The sequence below is a fragment of the Streptomyces sp. Q6 genome, assembly GCF_036967205.1.
In the GTDB taxonomy this organism is placed as follows: domain Bacteria; phylum Actinomycetota; class Actinomycetes; order Streptomycetales; family Streptomycetaceae; genus Streptomyces; species Streptomyces citrinus.
The window spans coordinates 7076536-7092516 of the sequence record NZ_CP146022.1 but is presented as its reverse complement, the minus strand read 5'-3'; the positions used below and the strand labels follow the sequence as shown (position 1 = coordinate 7092516).

General features: G+C 71.3%; 14 protein-coding genes and 1 pseudogene. 10 read left to right on the top strand and 5 right to left on the bottom strand.

The features are described 5' to 3' along the window. Positions 1 to 104: 104 nt before the first annotated feature. A complete protein-coding gene (locus tag V2W30_RS32885) occupies positions 105 to 1073 on the bottom strand; it encodes a YafY family protein (protein WP_338703850.1) in 969 nt (322 codons plus the stop codon). Positions 1074 to 1168: 95 nt separating this feature from the next. On the opposite strand from V2W30_RS32885, the gene V2W30_RS32880 reads away from it, so the two are divergent. The 4 genes from V2W30_RS32880 (at position 1169) to V2W30_RS32865 (ending at position 3893) form a co-directional block, all read left to right on the top strand. Beyond that, positions 1169 to 1648, top strand: coding sequence for a hypothetical protein (locus V2W30_RS32880; RefSeq protein ID WP_338702182.1), 480 nt, complete (start codon positions 1169 to 1171; stop codon positions 1646 to 1648). Further along, positions 1645 to 2136, top strand: a complete 492-nt coding sequence (locus V2W30_RS32875) for a hypothetical protein (protein ID WP_338702180.1) — start codon at positions 1645 to 1647, stop codon at positions 2134 to 2136. Before V2W30_RS32880 ends, V2W30_RS32875 begins: the two co-directional genes overlap by 4 nt. A 97-nt stretch (positions 2137 to 2233) precedes the next feature. Continuing rightward, on the top strand, positions 2234 to 3217 hold the full coding sequence (locus tag V2W30_RS32870; protein WP_338703849.1) for an aldo/keto reductase: 984 nt from the start codon (positions 2234 to 2236) through the stop codon (positions 3215 to 3217). A gap of 58 nt (positions 3218 to 3275) precedes the next feature. Next, positions 3276 to 3893 (top strand): TOPRIM nucleotidyl transferase/hydrolase domain-containing protein, encoded by a 618-nt coding sequence (locus V2W30_RS32865; RefSeq protein WP_338702178.1) that lies wholly within the window; start codon positions 3276 to 3278, stop codon positions 3891 to 3893. Here the strand turns inward: V2W30_RS32865 and V2W30_RS32860 are convergent. Beyond that, positions 3890 to 4613: pseudogene (locus V2W30_RS32860) on the bottom strand (class I SAM-dependent methyltransferase). The gene V2W30_RS32865 and the pseudogene V2W30_RS32860 overlap by 4 nt on opposite strands. A gap of 49 nt (positions 4614 to 4662) precedes the next feature. Further along, positions 4663 to 4968 (bottom strand): 4a-hydroxytetrahydrobiopterin dehydratase, encoded by a 306-nt coding sequence (locus tag V2W30_RS32855; protein WP_338702176.1) that lies wholly within the window; start codon positions 4966 to 4968, stop codon positions 4663 to 4665. 39 nt (positions 4969 to 5007) lie between these two features. Here V2W30_RS32855 and V2W30_RS32850 point away from each other — a divergent pair, with 39 nt between their 5' ends. Further along, positions 5008 to 5811: a helix-turn-helix transcriptional regulator gene (locus V2W30_RS32850; RefSeq protein ID WP_338702174.1), complete on the top strand. Its 804-nt coding sequence runs from the start codon at positions 5008 to 5010 to the stop codon at positions 5809 to 5811. Here the strand turns inward: V2W30_RS32850 and V2W30_RS32845 are convergent, their stop codons facing one another. Then, entirely contained in the window at positions 5812 to 6228 is a 417-nt protein-coding gene (locus V2W30_RS32845) for a hypothetical protein (protein ID WP_338702172.1), read from the bottom strand. It abuts the gene before it with no gap. A 246-nt stretch (positions 6229 to 6474) separates the two neighbouring features. Here V2W30_RS32845 and V2W30_RS32840 point away from each other — a divergent pair, with 246 nt between their 5' ends. From V2W30_RS32840 to V2W30_RS32820, 5 genes are read left to right on the top strand one after another with little or no spacing between them, the layout of a single operon-like run. Continuing rightward, positions 6475 to 10161 carry a nitrate reductase subunit alpha gene (locus V2W30_RS32840; protein WP_338702170.1) on the top strand — a complete coding sequence of 1229 codons (3687 nt, stop codon included), beginning with the start codon at positions 6475 to 6477 and terminating at the stop codon, positions 10159 to 10161. Between the two features lie 4 nt (positions 10162 to 10165). Continuing rightward, positions 10166 to 11782, top strand: coding sequence for a nitrate reductase subunit beta (gene narH / locus V2W30_RS32835; protein WP_338702168.1), 1617 nt, complete (start codon positions 10166 to 10168; stop codon positions 11780 to 11782). After that, the gene (narJ, locus tag V2W30_RS32830; RefSeq protein WP_338702167.1) at positions 11779 to 12378 is read left to right on the top strand and encodes a nitrate reductase molybdenum cofactor assembly chaperone; all 600 of its coding nucleotides are present in this window, start codon (positions 11779 to 11781) and stop codon (positions 12376 to 12378) included. Before narH ends, narJ begins: the two co-directional genes overlap by 4 nt. Before the next feature lie 5 nt (positions 12379 to 12383). Then, the gene (gene narI / locus V2W30_RS32825) at positions 12384 to 13106 is read left to right on the top strand and encodes a respiratory nitrate reductase subunit gamma (protein ID WP_338702166.1); all 723 of its coding nucleotides are present in this window, start codon (positions 12384 to 12386) and stop codon (positions 13104 to 13106) included. A 39-nt stretch (positions 13107 to 13145) separates the two neighbouring features. Beyond that, positions 13146 to 14009, top strand: a complete 864-nt coding sequence (locus V2W30_RS32820; RefSeq protein ID WP_338702165.1) for a helix-turn-helix transcriptional regulator — start codon at positions 13146 to 13148, stop codon at positions 14007 to 14009. Between the two features lie 22 nt (positions 14010 to 14031). On the opposite strand, the gene dnaK is transcribed toward V2W30_RS32820, so the two are convergent. Further along, the gene (gene dnaK / locus V2W30_RS32815) at positions 14032 to 15894 is read right to left on the bottom strand and encodes a molecular chaperone DnaK (protein WP_338702164.1); all 1863 of its coding nucleotides are present in this window, start codon (positions 15892 to 15894) and stop codon (positions 14032 to 14034) included. Positions 15895 to 15981: the final 87 nt, after the last annotated feature.

The following is a 15981-nucleotide window of genomic DNA, read 5'->3' as shown; positions in this document are numbered from 1 at the left end:
CCTGGGGGTGGGACCGTGCGGGTGGGAACGTGCGAGGGCTTACGTTCCGTCAGTCGCCGCCGCGGGTCGATCAGTTGCCGCCGTGCGGAGAACAGTTACGGGGCTCAGCCGCCGCCCGCGTACAGCCTCCCCAGCGCCGCGGCCGTGGTCGCGATCCGTCGCCGTAGGTCGAGCGGCTCGATCACCTCGATGTCGGCGCCGAGCCGCAGGAAGTCGTCGTGGGCGCGGTCGAGGGACTCGATGGGGAGGCGGGCCAGGGTCCAGCCGTCCGGTTCGGGCGTGCCGGTGGTGTGCGCGGCGCGGGCGGCGGGCCCGGTGAGGCGGTCGGCGGCGCCGGGCGCCAGCCGGACCAGGGCCTCTCCCGCGTGCAGGCGTCGATGGAAGTCCGCCTGGTAGGCCTGCCAGTACGCGGCCAGGTCGAAGGTCTCCGGCGGGTCGAACTCGTCGTCGCCGGTGTGGAGTCGGAGGATCTGGTCGACGCGGTAGGTGCGCGGGGCGCCGCTGCCGGCCGACGCGACGACGTACCAGCGGCCCGCCTTGAGCACGAGCCCGTACGGTTCCCACCGCCGCTCCACGTCGGTGGGTTCGCGCCAGCGGCGGTAGACGACGTGCAGCACGCGCCGGTCCCAGACGGCGGCCGCCACCGCGGGCAGGTGCGGGACGGCGTCCTCGTCGGCGTACCAGCCGGGTGCGTCGAGGTGGAAGCGGGCACTGATCCGGTCGGCGTGCGCGCGCAGCTCGGCGGGGAGCGCGGCCCGTACCTTCAGCTGGGCCGCCGCGAGGACGGGGCCGAGTCCGAGGTCGGCGGCGGGGCCCGGTGCGCCCGCGAGGAAGAGGGCCTCGGCCTCGTCGGTGGTCAGGCCGGTGAGGCGGGTGCGGTAGCCGTCGAGCAGGCGGTAGCCGCCGGCGTGGCCCGAGTCCCCGTACAGCGGGACGCCGGCGGCGTGCAGCGCGTCGATGTCGCGGTAGACGGTGCGCACGGACACCTCCAGCTCGGCGGCGAGCTGCGCGGCCGTCATCAGCCCCCTGGTCTGGAGCAGCAGCAGGATCGAGACGAGCCGGCTGGACTTCACGGCGCCGTCCCGGGCACGGACCGGCACGCGTCAGCTGTCACGACGTCTGTTTTCACTGACACAGGATGTCAGTGAAGCGGTCCTAACGTGCGGGCATGGCCTTCGAGGAGAAACTGCTGACGGTGCCGCCGCCCATCGAGGTGGCGGGCCGCCGCGTCAAGCGCTACCACGTCACCGCCGACCCGGCGGGCATCGCGCCCGACGTCGCCGAGGCGGCGTACGCGATCCTGCCCGAGCTGCTGCCCGACCCCGACGGCACGCCGCCCGCGACGTTCGTCGTGCTGCACCGGGGCGGCGACACCGGCGCGTACCTGAACGCGTACAGCTGGGTGTGGGACAACGTCCTGCACTTTCGGGGCGCGGCCGCGGGTCAGCCCGCGCTCGGCTGCCCGGACACCGATCCGACCCGCTTCGTACGGCCGGACAAGCCGTGGATCGGCTGCGTCTGGGAACTGCCGCCGCTGCTGCACGAGCGGAACGCCTGGGTGCGTCACATGCTCGCGCCGCACCGGCCCGACCTCGACGCCTACGTGCACGACACCCTGCCCGAGGGCACCACAGGAGGACGCTCATGAGCACCGCCCACGACTTCGACTTCTTCTTCGGCGACTGGGACGTCGCGCACCGCCGGCGTCTCGACTTCCTCGACCCGGACAGCGGGTGGGAGGAGTTCGGGGCGACGAGCCGCTGCTGGAGCCTGTTCGGCGGTGCGGCGAACATCGATGAGCTGCTCGTTCCTGAGCAGGGCTGGAAGGCGCTCACGCTGCGCCTGTTCGACCCGCAGGCCCGGCAGTGGTCGCTGAACTGGGCCACCGAGCGCTCGGGCCGCGTCTTCCCGCCGGTGGTCGGACGGTTCGAGGGCGACGGGCGGCGCGGCGCGTTCTTCGGCGACGACACGCACGACGGGAAGGACGTGCGGGTGCGCTTCGTGTGGTCCGGGATCAGCGCGACGAGCGCCCACTGGGAGCAGGCGTTCTCGCTCGACGCGGGGCGTACCTGGCTGTCGAACTGGACGATGGCGTTCACCCGCCGCCCCGACCCGGCGTCTTCCCCACGCGCTTGACTTCGTGTGCACTTCAGCACGTTCACTCCTTGTCAGAGCAAGCCCGGCGCGCGGCACGGTGGCGCCGGGCCCGACGAGGGGACGATCCATGACCGGCATGAAGTACCGCACCATCGGCACCGCTCCGGCGACGCGCCGCGAGGTGAGCGTGCTCAGCCTCGGCGCGATGCTGTTCGGCACGGCGACGGACGAGAAGACGGCGTTCGCGATCCTGGATCGGTACGTCGAGGCGGGCGGCACGTTCATCGACACGTCCGACAACTACGCGTTCTGGAACACCGGGAGCGTCGGCGGCGAGAGCGAGACCGTCCTCGGCAACTGGCGGCGCAGTCGCGGCATCGGCGACGAGGTCGTCATCGCGACGAAGCTGGGCGCGGCGCCGCTCGCGCCGGGCACGAGCTACGTCGACAACGCGGAGGGGCTGTCGGCGGCCGCGATCCGGTCGGCGGTGGCGGGCAGCAAGGCGCGGCTCGGTATGGACAAGCTCGACCTGTTGTACGCGCACATCCCGGACGCGAACGTCGAACTCGCTGAGACGGTAAGGGAGTTCGGGGCGCTCGTGAACGAGGGCGAGGTCGGGCTGCTCGGTGTCTCCAACCACTGGGCGTGGCAGGTGGAGCGGGCGCGGGCCATCGCGCGGGCCGAGGGACTGCCCGGCTACGAGGTGCTCCAGTACCAGCACAGCTACCTCCGGCACCGCACGGACCTGCCGAGCCAGCTCTCGCCGGACGGCGAACTCGGCACGGCCGACGGCAACCTGCTCAGCATGGTGCGCGCCGAGCCGGACCTGACGCTCGTCGCGTACTCGCCGCTGCTGGCCGGCGCGTACGTCCGCGCCGACAAGCCGCTGGGCCCGGGGCACGACCACGGCAGCCGGGAGGCCCGGCTGACGGCGCTGCGCGAGGTGGCGAAGTCGTCCGGCGCCACGGTCAACCAGGTCGTCCTCGCCTGGATGATCGGCGCCGACGTCCCGGCGATCCCGCTCGTGGGGGCGTCCTCGGTGGCACAGATCGAGGAGACCCTGGGCGCGGTGGAGCTGGAGCTGACGGCGGACGAGCGGGAGCGCCTGGCCGCCGCCTGAGCGCCGGGCCCGCCGAAATCCGCTACCGCCGTGGCGCACGGGAGGGGAGACTCGTCGCATGGCAGACATGGGGGCGTTCCGGGACGCGGTCACCGCGTGGGCGGCCGGTGGACCCGGCGACCTCGCGCGGGAGCTGGCCGTGCGGCTGCCCGTCCGGGTGGCCGTGCTGCTCGAAGGGCCGAGCGACGCCGCCGCGGTCGACGCGCTGGCCGCGCGCCGGGGCCGGGATCTGGCCGCCGAGGGGATCTGCGTGCTGCCGATGGGCGGCGCGATGAGCGTCGGCCGGTTCACGCGTCTCCTCGGGCCGCCCGGCCTCGGCCTGCGTCTGGTGGGCCTGTGCGACGAGCGGGAGCTGCCCTTCTACGTCCGCGGTCTGGAGCGGGCCCGCGCGGCGCAGGACGGGTTCTTCGTCTGCGCCGCCGACCTGGAGGACGAGCTGATCCGGGCACTCGGTGTGCCGCGCGTCGAGGAGCTGGTCCGCGAGGAGGGCGACCTGCGGGCCCTCCAGACCTTCCTGCGCCAGCCCGCGCAGCGCGACCGCACCGCGCAGCAGCAGTTGCGCCGCTTCTTCGGCACGAAGAAGGGCCGGAAGATCCGCTACGGCCATGTGCTCACCGCGGCCCTCACGCCGGACAGCGTCCCGGCTCCGCTGGCGGGCCTGTTCGCCGCTCTCTAGAGGTCCGACTCAAAGGGCTGCTGAAAGGCCAACATCGTGAACGTCGGTTCCTGGCGCGGCACTTCACGGTCCGGCAAGGCGTCGAGCGCGTCCGCCGGCTCCGCGCCGCCCGCCGCGTGGATCCGGCCCTCCCGCACCTCCCGCGCCATCCGCGCGGGAGTACGCCCCTGCCCGTGCCCCACGAACGTCGCCGCACCGCACGGCCGCAGACCGTGCTCGGCGGCGTACGCCGTGACGACTTCGGCCGCGTCCGCGGGGTGCGGCCGGCGGTAGGGGGCGACGAGGGCGCAGATGTCGCTGCCGACCAGGTGCCCGGCGTGCTTGTCGACCGTCGTGACGAGGACGCCACCGGGGCGCAGCACGCGGGCGGCCTCGGCCACGAGGGGGCCGCGTCGCCGAGCAGGTGCAGCAGCCAGATCGCGGTGACGGCGTCGAACGTGGCGTCGCGGAAGGGAGTCGGCGGCAGTCCGCGCGCGCCACCGCGCCGTCGAGTCGCGGTGCCGCCGCCCGCAGCATGGCGTCGGCCCGGTCGACGCCGAAGGGGCGCAGGCCCGGCCTGGTCAGCAGGCGCGTCACGATGCCGGTGCCGCACGCCACGTCGAGGAGCGTGCGGGCCTGCGGCGGGACGAGGCCGAGGACCGCGTCGGCCGCGGCCCGCGCACGGGGTTCGCCGCCGCGGGTCGCGTCGTAGCGGAGGGCTTCCTGGTCGTAGTCGAGCACGTCCCGAACGTAGCGCGGGAACGGCGCTCGGGTCGTGTCGACCGGTGACTCAGGCCGCCCCGTGCGAGGGAGCCAAGTCCTCGACCCGGTGGGCCAGTTCGAAGTCCTTCGCGGTGACCGCGCCTCCCGCGTCGTGCGTGTTCACGGTGAGGCCGACCGTGTCGTAGCCGAGGGTGAGGGTCGAGTGGTGGTCCAGCTCCTCCTGGGTCTGGGCGATGTGCACGACGAGGCCGGTGGCCGCGAAGTGACTGCCCAGGCGGTAGGTGCGGGTGATGCTGTCGCCGTCCAGCGACCAGCCGGGGAGCTCGGCGAGGCGGTCCTCGATGTCCTTCTGGGAGAGCGGTTCTGTAGGCATCCCCCCAGCGTGCCACCACGGCCGGGTTACGGTCTCCCCATGACAACTGCGGCGCGCAAGAACACGTCGGAAGTGGGTCGTCTGCTGCGCGGCTGGCGGGAGCAGCGGCGGGTCAGCCAGTTGGAACTCGCGCTGCGCGCGGACTCGTCGGCGCGGCACATCAGTTTCGTGGAGACGGGGCGTTCGCGGCCGAGCGAGGAGCTGATCCTGCGGCTCGCGGACCACCTCGACGTGCCGATGCGGGAGCGCAACGCCCTGCTCCTGGCGGCGGGTTACGCACCCCGGTACGCGGAGACACCGCTCGACGACCCCTCGCTCGGCGCGCTGCGGGAGGGCCTGGAGCGGCTGCTGCGCGGGTACGAGCCGTATCCGGCGCTGATCGTCGACGCGACGTACACGGTGATCGCGGCGAACCGGGGCATCGCGATGCTGATGGAGTCGCTGCCCGCGCACCTCCTCGAAGGCCCGCTGAACGCGATGCGGCTCACGCTGCACCCGGAGGGACTGGCGCCGCGGATCCGGAACCTGCGCGAGTGGCGCGGGCATCTGCTCGCCCAGATGGAGCGGCAGATCGCCCTGGCCCGGTCGGACGCGCTGCGGGAGCTGTACGAGGAGGTGGCGGCCTACCCGGTCCCGGAGGAGTCGGGGGAAGCGCCCGCCGAGCCCGTGCCGTTCTTCGCGCTGCCGATGGTGATCGAGCACGACGGGCACGTGCTGTCGTTCGTGTCGTCCATCTCCACGTTCAACACGCCGATGGACGTGACCGTCGCCGAGCTGGCCGTGGAGACGCTGCTCCCGGCCGACCCGGCGACGGCCAAGTACCTGCGGTCCGCGATGGGGTGATCAGCGGGCGGCGCGCAGGGCCGCGTGCTGGAGCGCCGCGAACCCCGCCACGGTCACCGCCTGCACCGGCACCCACACCGCGCCGGCCGTGGTCGGCTCCAGCCAGGCGAACAGGGCGACGAGGCTGAGCGCCGCCCAGGTCAGGTTCGCCTCGACGACGGCACGCACCGCGAGGACCGGCGGCACGGGGCGCGCCGCGAGGGCCCCCACCGCGACGGCGTACGCGACGAGGAGGACGCCGAGGGCGAGCAGCAGGCCCGCGTCGACGCCGAGGAAGCGGCCGAGCGGCCCGGACGCGGCGACGTAGGCGAGGCCGTTGCCCGCGGTGACGGCGGCGTCGAGGGCGAGGAAGCGGCGCAGCCAGGTGCGGGCCTGGGCCGCCGTGCTCGGCGAGCCGGTCGAGGTGGTGGCAGACATGCGGATCACCCTCATTTCGTCGCGGTCCGTGACCGTCCGTCGCGGTGGGATCAGCGTGCCCGTACCTCCGCCACCGGGTCGATTACGTCCGAGGTAATGCCGGTCGGCGGCCCGGACAGGGGCTCTCGGCCCCTGGACGTCCCGCGCGCCCCTCCCGTGGACGACAACCCGTACGGACCCGGCCGGAAGGTCCCGGCGTCGCGGCGCCCTTACCGTGCGACAGACGGGACAGCGAGGGAGCACACGGTGACAGACACGACGCGCACCCCGACCGAGCCGGACGCGGCGCTGCTCAAGGCCGGTCGGTTCTTCCGGAAGGGAACGGCGTCCGCGGACCTGCACAGCGTGCAGATCGAGGGCGGCCGGGACGGGGACGTCTTCTACCGGGACCGGTGGAGCCACGACAAGGTCGTGAACTCCACGCACGGCGTGAACTGCACCGGTTCGTGCCGCTGGAAGGTGTACGTCAAGGACGGCATCATCACGTGGGAGACCCAGCAGACCGACTATCCGAGCGTGGGCCCCGACCGACCCGAGTACGAGCCGCGCGGCTGTCCTCGTGGGGCGGCCTTCTCCTGGTACACGTACTCGCCGACCCGTGTGCGCTACCCGTACATCCGGGGCGTGCTCCTGGAGCTGTACCGGGAGGCGAAGGCGCGTCTGAAGGACCCGGTCCTCGCGTGGGCCGACATCCAGGGCGACCCCGAGCGGCGGCGCCGGTACCAGCTCGCGCGCGGCAAGGGCGGACTGCTCCGCGCCACCTGGGACGAGGCCGTCGAGATCGTCGCGGCGGCGCACGTGCACACCATCAAGACGTACGGGCCCGACCGCGTCGCCGGCTTCTCCCCCATCCCCGCGATGTCGATGGTGTCGCACGCGGCCGGGGCCCGGTTCATGTCGCTGATCGGCGCTCCGATGCTGTCGTTCTACGACTGGTACGCGGACCTGCCGGTGGCGTCGCCGCAGGTGTTCGGCGACCAGACGGACGTACCGGAGTCCGGTGACTGGTGGGACGCGGCGTATCTGATGATGTGGGGCTCGAACGTCCCCGTGACGCGCACCCCCGACGCCCACTGGATGGCGGAGGCCCGCTACCGGGGTCAGAAGGTGGTCGTGGTCGCGCCCGACTACGCGGACAACGCCAAGTTCGCCGACGAGTGGCTGCACCCGCACCCGGGGACCGACGGCGCCCTCGCGCTCGCGATGGGGCACGTCATCCTCAAGGAGTTCTTCGTCGACCGGGAGACGCCGTTCTTCACGGACTACGTCAAGAAGTTCACGGACCTGCCGTTCCTGGTGACGCTGGAGGAGCGCGACGGGGCGTACGTGCCGTCGAAGTTCCTGCGCGCCGCGGACCTCGGGCAGGGCGGCGAGGGCGCCGAGTGGAAGACGGCCGTGCTCGACGAGGCGACCGGGCAGCCGGCCGTGCCGAACGGCTCGATGGGCTTCCGCTGGACCGACTCCGGCAAGGGCAAGTGGAACCTCGAACTGGGCAACATCAAGCCGACGTTGAGCCTGCACGGCAGTGCCGTGGCGAGCGGCGTCGAGGTGCTGCTCCCCCGCTTCGACACCGACGGCGGCACGCACGGGCAGGGCCGCGGCGACGTCGTGCGGCGCGGTGTCCCCGCGACCCGGCTCGGCGGTCAGGACGGCCCGCTGGTCACCACGGTCTTCGACCTGCTGCTCGCCCAGTACGGCGTCGGGCGCGACGGCCTGCCCGGCTCGTGGCCCGCGTCGTACGAGGACGCGCAGACGCCCGGCACCCCCGGCTGGCAGGAGGAGCACACGTCGGTGCCCGCCGCCAAGTGCGTCAAGATCGCGCGGGAGTTCGCGGAGACCGCCGAGAAGTCGCGCGGCCGCTGCATGATCCTGATGGGCGCGGGGACGAACCACTGGTTCCACTCGGAGACCATCTACCGGGGCTTCCTCTCGCTGCTCCAGCTGACCGGCTGCCAGGGCAGGAACGGCGGCGGGTGGGCGCACTACGTCGGGCAGGAGAAGTGCCGCCCGGTGACCGGGTGGGCGTCGCTGGCCTCCGCGAACGACTGGTCGCGGCCGCCGCGGCAGATGATCGGCGCCGCGTACTGGTTCCTCAACACCGACCAGTGGCGCTACGACAAGTTCGGCGCGGACGTGCTCGCCTCGCCCCTCGGCAAGGGCGCCTTCGAGGGCATGACGGGCGCCGACTGCCTGGCTCTGTCGGCCCGTTCGGGCTGGATGCCGTCGTACCCGACGTTCGACCGCAGCTCGCTCGACCTCGGTGAGCAGTCCGTGGCCGAGACGGTCGACGAACTCAAGGCGGGCAGTCTCAAGTTCGCCTGCGAGGACCCGGACGCCCCCGAGAACTGGCCGCGCGTGCTGACCCTGTGGCGGGCGAACCTGCTCGGCTCGTCCGCGAAGGGCGCCGAGTACTTCACCAAGCACCTCCTCGGCACCCAGTCGTCGCTGCGCGCCGAGGAGGCCGCCCCCGACGAGCGGCCCACGACGGTCACCTGGCGGGACGAGGCCCCCGAGGGCAAGCTCGACCTGCTGCTCTCGCTCGACTTCCGGCAGACGTCGTCGACGCTCCTGTCGGACGTGGTGCTGCCCGCGGCGACCTGGTACGAGAAGCACGACCTGTCGTCGACCGACATGCATCCGTACGTGCACTCGTTCACGCCGGCCGTGGACCCGCCGTGGCAGGCGCGCACCGACTTCGACACGTTCAAGGTGCTCGCGGAGAAGCTCTCCGAGCTGGCCGTCGACCATCTGGGCACGCGCAAGGACCTGGTCGCCGCGCCGCTCCAGCACGACACCCCCGGCGAGATCGCGCAGCCCGGCGGTGTCGTCCTGGACTGGCGCAAGGGCGAGTGCGAGCCGGTCCCCGGCAGGACCATGCCGAACCTGGTCGTCGTCGAGCGCGACTACACGGCGATCGGCGCGAAGTTCGCGGCGCTCGGCCCGCTGGTGGAACAACTGGGACTGCCCGCCAAGGGCATCGCCCTGCGGCCCGACCAGGAGGTCGAGGAGCTGCGCGAGCGCAACGGCGTGGTGCGCGGCGGCCCCGCCGACGGACGCCCCTCCCTCGACACGGCGGTCAAGGCGGCGAACACGATCCTCGCCCTGTCCGGCACCACCAACGGCCGCCTCGCCACCCAGGGCTTCCACACGCTGGAGGCCCGTACGGGACAGGAGATGGCGCATCTCGCCGCCGAGCACGAGGGCAAGCGCGTCACGTACGCCGACACGCAGGCCGCGCCGGTGCCGGTGATCACGTCGCCGGAGTGGTCGGGCAGCGAGTCCGGCGGGCGCAGGTACACGGCGTTCACGCTCAACACCGAGCACCTCAAGCCGTGGCACACGCTCACCGGACGCCAGCACTTCTTCATCGACCACGACTGGATGCACGAGCTGGGCGAGGCGCTGCCCGTCTACCGGCCGCCGCTCGACATGAACCGGCTGTTCGGCGAGCCACGCCTGGGGCCCGACGGCGAGCACGAGGTGACGGTCCGCTACCTGACGCCGCACAACAAGTGGTCCATCCACTCCGAGTACCAGGACAACCTGTTCATGCTGGCGCTGTCCCGCGGCGGCCAGTCCATCTGGATGGCACCGCAGGACGCCGACGCGATCGGGGTGAAGGACAACGACTGGATCGAGGCGGTCAACCGCAACGGCGTCGTCGTCGCCCGCGCGATCGTCTCGCACCGCATGCCGGCCGGCACGGTCTACATGCACCACGCGCAGGAGCGCACGGTGGGCGTCCCCAAGGCGGAGACCAGCGGCAAGCGCGGCGGCATCCACAACTCGCTGACCCGTCTCATCCTCAAGCCGTCCCATCTCATCGGCGGCTACGCGCAGTTGAGCTGGGCGTTCAACTACCTCGGCCCGACGGGCAACCAACGCGACGAAGTCACCGTCATCCGGCGCCGTTCGCAGAAGGTGGAGTACTGAACTGATGCGCATCATGGCTCAGATCGCAATGGTGATGAACCTCGACAAGTGCATCGGCTGCCACACCTGCTCGGTCACCTGCAAGCAGGCGTGGACCAACCGGAACGGCATGGAGTACGTCTGGTTCAACAACGTCGAGACGCGTCCGGGGCAGGGCTATCCGCGCCGCTACGAGGACCAGGAGAAGTGGCGCGGCGGCTGGGAGCTGAACAAGAAGGGCGCGCTCAAGCTCAAGGGCGGCGGCCGCTACAAGAAGCTCCTCGGCATCTTCTCCAACCCGAAGCTGCCGGAGATCAAGGACTACTACGAGCCCTGGACGTACGACTACAAGAACCTCACCGAGGCGCCGCTCGGCGACGACTACCCGGTGGCGCAACCGCGGTCGCAGATCACCGGCAAGCCGATGAAGATCGAGTGGTCGTCGAACTGGGACGACAACCTGGGCGGCGCCACGGAGTACGGCGATCTCGACCCGATGGTCGAGAAGACCCGCCAACAGGCGGCGGAGAAGGTGAAGTTCGCGTTCGAGCAGACCTTCATGTTCTATCTGCCGCGGATCTGCGAGCACTGCCTGAACCCGTCGTGCGTGGCGTCCTGCCCGTCGGGCGCGATGTACAAGCGCGAGGAGGACGGCATCGTCCTCGTCGACCAGGACAGCTGCCGCGGCTGGCGGATGTGCGTGACCGGATGCCCGTACAAGAAGGTCTACTTCAACCACCGCACGGGCAAGGCCGAGAAGTGCACGATGTGCTATCCGCGCGTCGAGGTGGGCCTGCCCACGGTCTGCTCGGAGACGTGCGTGGGGCGGCTGCGCTACCTCGGCGTGATCCTGTACGACGCCGACAAGGTGACGGCGGCGGCCGAGACGAAGGACGACAAGGCGCTGTACGAGGCGCAGTTGGGCGTCTTCCTCGATCCGCAGGACCCGAGCGTGCAGCGGGCCGCCGAGGAGGCCGGGATCCCGTTCGACTGGATGGAGGCGGCGCGCCGCTCGCCGGTGCACGCGCTCATCAGCACGTACAAGGTGGCGCTGCCGCTGCACCCGGAGTACCGGACGATGCCGATGGTCTGGTACATCCCGCCGCTCTCCCCCGTCGTCGACGCGCTCAACGAGACCGGTCACGACGGCGAGGACCACGGCAATCTCTTCGGCGCGATCGACACGCTGCGCATCCCGCTGGAGTACCTGGCGGAGATCTTCACGGCGGGCGACCCGAAGCCGGTGCGCGCCTCGCTGGAGAAGCTGGCCGCGATGCGCTCGCACATGCGGGCCATCAACCTCGGTGACCGGCCCGACAGTTCGATCGCGCGCAGCGTCGGGATGTCGGCCGTCGAGATCGAGGCGATGTACCGGCTGCTCGCCATCGCCAAGTACGAGGACCGGTACGTGATCCCGACGGCCGCCGTCGGCGACGCTCAGCGCCTGGAGGAGTCGGCGCTGCCGGACTCCTGCTCGCTCGACTACGAGGACGGTCCCGGCATGGGCGGCGAGGGCCCCTTCGGCGGTGACTCCGGGAACACCACGACGGGTGGCCGCAAGCTGCTGCCCGTGGTCTCCGTGGAGAGCTTCCACCTCACCAAGCGCCGCCAGACCGCCGACAAGCCGGAGGAGACCCCATGACGGACCGGACCTCGCTGCTGTACCAGGCGGCGGCGCTCTGTCTCACGTACCCGGACGCCGAGTTGTACGAGCGGCTGCCGCTGGTCAGGGCCGCGGCCCCGGAGCTCGGCGCGTTCGTCGACCACGCGGAGGCCACCGGCGAGCGGGAGCTCGCGGCCCACTACGTCCGGGTCTTCGACTTCAAGAACCGGCACAGTCTCTATCTGACGTGGTGGCGGGACGGCGACACCCGGCGGCGCGGCATGTCGCTGGTGCGGATGAAGCAGATCTACCGCGAGCACGGACTGGAGTTCACGGGTGAGGAACTGCCCGACTTCCTGCCGGCGGTCCTGGAGTTCTCCGCGCAGGTGGGGCCGTTCCTCCTGGAGGAGCACCGCAGCGGACTCGAACTGCTGCGGCTGGCGCTGACCGACCACGGCACGCCGTACGCGTCCGTGCTCGACGCGGTGTGCGCGACGCTGCCGGGGCCGACCCCCAAGGACCGGGCGCAGGCCCTGGCGCTGGCCCGCTCGGGTCCGCCGCTCGAAGAGGTGGGCCTGGAGCCCTTCGGGCTCGCCGGATTCCGTGAGGAACTCCCCCTCCTGGTGAAGGAGTAAGCCGCGTGACCACGCTGATCTGGGGCGTCCTGCCCTACGTCGCCGTCGTCCTGCTCATCGCGGGCACGATCTGGCGCTTCCGCTACGACAAGTTCGGCTGGACCACGCGCTCGTCCCAGGTCTACGAGTCGAAGCTCCTCAACATCGCCTCGCCGGTCTTCCACTACGGCATCCTCTTCGTCCTCGTCGGACACCTCGTCGGCCTGTTCATCCCGGAGACGTGGACGGAGAAGGTGGGGGTCAGCGAGCACACGTACCACATGTTCTCGCTGATCGGAGGCACCTTCGCGGGTGTCCTCGCGGTCGCGGGGATCGCGATGCTCGTCTACCGGCGGCGCACCAAGGCCCCCGTCTTCCGCGCGACGACGCGCAACGACAAGGCCATGTACGTGTTCCTGCTCGGCTCGATCATCCTCGGCATGACGGCCAAGCTCACGCACTCCGGCGGCAACGGCTACGACTACCGGCAGAGCATCGCGCCGTGGGCCCGCAGCCTGTTCACACTGAGCCCGGACACCTACCGGATGGACGGTGTGCCCGTGCTGTATCAGATTCATGCGGTAGTGGGCATGCTACTCATCGCACTGGTACCGTTCACCCGGCTCGTGCATATGTTCAGCGCACCGGTGCAGTACCTGTTCCGACCGTACGTCGTCTACCGCAGCCGCGACCAGCGGCGCCTGGGGGCCCGGCCGGAGCGACGGGGGTGGGAGCGCACCGGCTCGTAGCCGCTGCTCGTCGTATACCGGCACGTGGGGAGACGTGACGTGAGTGAACGACGACCCGCCCCCACGGTGGGCCAGGTCGTCCTCGGCCGACGCCTGCGCGACCTCAGGGAGGCCGCGGGACTCAAGCGTGACGAGGCGGCCCGCTCCCTGCGGGTGACCGGCGCGACCATCCGGCGGATGGAGACGGCCGAGGTCGCCCTCAAGATCCCTTACGTGCAGATGCTGTTGGAGCTGTACGAGGTTCCCGAGCGGGAGATCGAGGCGTTCGTCGCGCTCGCCGAGGAGGCGAACCTGCCGGGCTGGTGGCAGCGCTACCACGACGTGCTGCCCGACTGGTTCAGCCTGTACGTCTCCCTGGAGGGCGCGGCCGAGATGATCCGCGCCTACGAACCGCACTTCGTGCCGGGCCTGTTGCAGACGGAGGAGTACGCGCGGGCCGTCTTCGACGCGGGCACGGTGGGCCGCTCGCACCCGGACGAGGTCGAGCGCCATGTCGCGCTGCGGCTGGCCCGCCAGTCCCTGCTGACCCGCGAGGACGCGCCGCGGTTGTGGGTCGTCATGGACGAGACGGTGCTGCTGCGCCCGCCGGGCGGGCCCGCGGTGCTGCGCGGCCAGCTGGACCGGCTCATCGAGGCGGCCCGGCTGCCCCATGTCACGCTCCAGATCGCCGAGTTCTCCTCGGGCCCGCACCCCGGCACGTACGGTCCGTTCACCCTGTTCCGGTTCCCCGTGCGGGAGTTGCCGGACATGGTCTACAGCGAGTACGTGACCGGGGCGCTGTACCTGGACTCGCGGGACGAGGTGGGCGCGCATCTGGAGGTCCTCGACCATCTGGTGGCGCAGGCGGCGGGGGCCGAGCGGACCATGGAGATCATGGAGAAGTGGCGCTCCCGGCTGTCGTGACACCGGCCCCCGCGCCTTCCCCCTAGGAGGCCTCTCCCTTCTCGTCGTCCACGATCTCCGCGTCCACCACGTCCTGCGGGGGCTCGCCGTCGGCCCGGCCCTCGCCCGCCGACGGTTCGGAGGCGCCGGCGCCCTGGTACATGGCCTGCCCCACCTTCTGGCTGACCGTGGCCAGCTTGCGCACGCCGTCCCGCAGGGCGTTCGTGTCCGGCGGCTCGGCGGCGAGCGTCGCCTTCAACTCCCCGACGGCGTCGTTCACTTCGGCACGCACCTCCGGCGGGACCCGTTCCTCGTTGTCGCGCAGGAAACGCTCCGTCTGATAGACGAGCTGCTCCGCCTCGTTGCGGGCCTCGGCGGCCTCCCGGCGCTTGCGGTCCTCCTCCGCGTGGGCCTCGGCCTCGCGCATCATCCGGTCGATGTCGTCCTTGGGCAGCGCGGAGCCGCCGGTCACGGTCATCTTCTGCTCGCGCCCGGTGGCGAGGTCCTTCGCCGAGACGTGCATGATGCCGTTGGCGTCGATGTCGAAGGCGACCTCGATCTGCGGGACGCCGCGCGGCGCGGGCGGCAGGCCGGTGAGGTCGAAGACGCCGAGCTTCTTGTTGTAGGCGGCGATCTCCCGCTCGCCCTGGAAGACCTGGATGCCGACGGACGGCTGGTTGTCGGCGGCGGTGGTGAAGATCTCCGAACGCCGGGTGGGAATGGTCGTGTTGCGCTCGATGAGCTTCGTCATCACGCCGCCCTTGGTCTCGATGCCGAGCGACAGCGGCGTGACGTCGAGCAGCAGGACGTCCTTCACGTCGCCCCGGATGACACCGGCCTGGAGGGTGGCTCCCACGGCCACGACCTCGTCCGGGTTGACGCCCTTGTGCGGGTCCTTGCCGGTCAGCTCCCGTACGAGATCGGTGACGGCGGGCATCCGGGTCGACCCGCCGACGAGGATCACGTGGTCGACGTCCTTCAACTCGACCCCGGCGTCCTTGACCGCCTGGTGGAACGGCTTCTTGCAGCGGTCGAGCAGGTCCGAGGTCAGCTCCTGGAACCGCGCCCGCGTCAGCTTCTCGTCGAGATGCAGCGGGCCCTCGGCGGACGCGGTGATGTACGGCAGGTTCACCGTGGTCTCGCTCGACGACGACAGCTCGATCTTCGCCTTCTCCGCGCCTTCGCGCAGCCGCTGGAGCGCCATCTTGTCGTTGCCGAGGTCGATCCCGTACGCGCTCTTGAACTGCCGTACGAGGTGGTCGACGACGCGCTGGTCCCAGTCGTCGCCACCGAGCCGGGTGTCGCCGTTGGTGGCCTTGACCTCGATGACGCCCTCGCCCATCTCCAGGAGGGACACGTCGAAGGTGCCGCCGCCGAGGTCGAAGACGAGGACGGTCTGCTCGTCGCCCTTGTCGAGGCCGTACGCGAGGGCGGCCGCGGTCGGCTCGTTGATGATGCGCAGCACCTTCAGGCCGGCGATCTCACCGGCCTCCTTGGTGGCCTGGCGCTGCGCGTCGTCGAAGTAGGCGGGCACGGTGACGACGGCGTCGGTGACGTCCTCGCCGAGGTAGGACTCGGCGTCGCGCTTGAGTTTCTGCAGGACGCGCGCGGACAGTTCCTGCGCGCTGTAGCGGTGGCCGTCGATGGAGCCGCTCTCCGGGAAGTGCCAACTCCCGTCGCCCATGTGCCGTTTGACGGAGCGTGCGGTGCGCTCCACGTTCGTGACGGCCTGCCGCTTGGCGACCTCTCCGACGAGCACCTCGGCTTTCGACGTCCTGGCGAAGGCGACGACGGAAGGGGTGGTGCGCGCGCCCTCCGCGTTGGCGACGACGGTGGGCTCACCGCCCTCCAGTACGGCCACCACCGAGTTCGTCGTGCCCAGATCGATACCGACCGCACGCCCCATGACGCGTCCCCTCTCACAGCAGCAGGCCCGCTCAGGTCTTGTTCTGGTTACCAGCACAAAACTTGAGCGGGCCTACGTCAAGGGGGC

Excerpts from the sequence above, each read along its gene's own strand:
- V2W30_RS32865 (WP_338702178.1), top strand. The coding sequence starts at position 3,276 with ATGGCAGACATGGGGGCGTTCCGGGACGCGGTCACCGCGTGGGCGGCC.
- V2W30_RS32855 (WP_338702176.1), bottom strand. The coding sequence starts at position 4,968 with ATGCCTACAGAACCGCTCTCCCAGAAGGACATCGAGGACCGCCTCGCC.
- dnaK (WP_338702164.1), bottom strand. The coding sequence starts at position 15,894 with ATGGGGCGTGCGGTCGGTATCGATCTGGGCACGACGAACTCGGTGGTG.
- V2W30_RS32850 (WP_338702174.1), top strand. The coding sequence starts at position 5,008 with ATGACAACTGCGGCGCGCAAGAACACGTCGGAAGTGGGTCGTCTGCTG.
- V2W30_RS32875 (WP_338702180.1), top strand. The coding sequence starts at position 1,645 with ATGAGCACCGCCCACGACTTCGACTTCTTCTTCGGCGACTGGGACGTC.
- narH (WP_338702168.1), top strand. The coding sequence starts at position 10,166 with ATGCGCATCATGGCTCAGATCGCAATGGTGATGAACCTCGACAAGTGC.
- narJ (WP_338702167.1), top strand. The coding sequence starts at position 11,779 with ATGACGGACCGGACCTCGCTGCTGTACCAGGCGGCGGCGCTCTGTCTC.
- V2W30_RS32870 (WP_338703849.1), top strand. The coding sequence starts at position 2,234 with ATGAAGTACCGCACCATCGGCACCGCTCCGGCGACGCGCCGCGAGGTG.
- V2W30_RS32880 (WP_338702182.1), top strand. The coding sequence starts at position 1,169 with ATGGCCTTCGAGGAGAAACTGCTGACGGTGCCGCCGCCCATCGAGGTG.
- V2W30_RS32845 (WP_338702172.1), bottom strand. The coding sequence starts at position 6,228 with ATGTCTGCCACCACCTCGACCGGCTCGCCGAGCACGGCGGCCCAGGCC.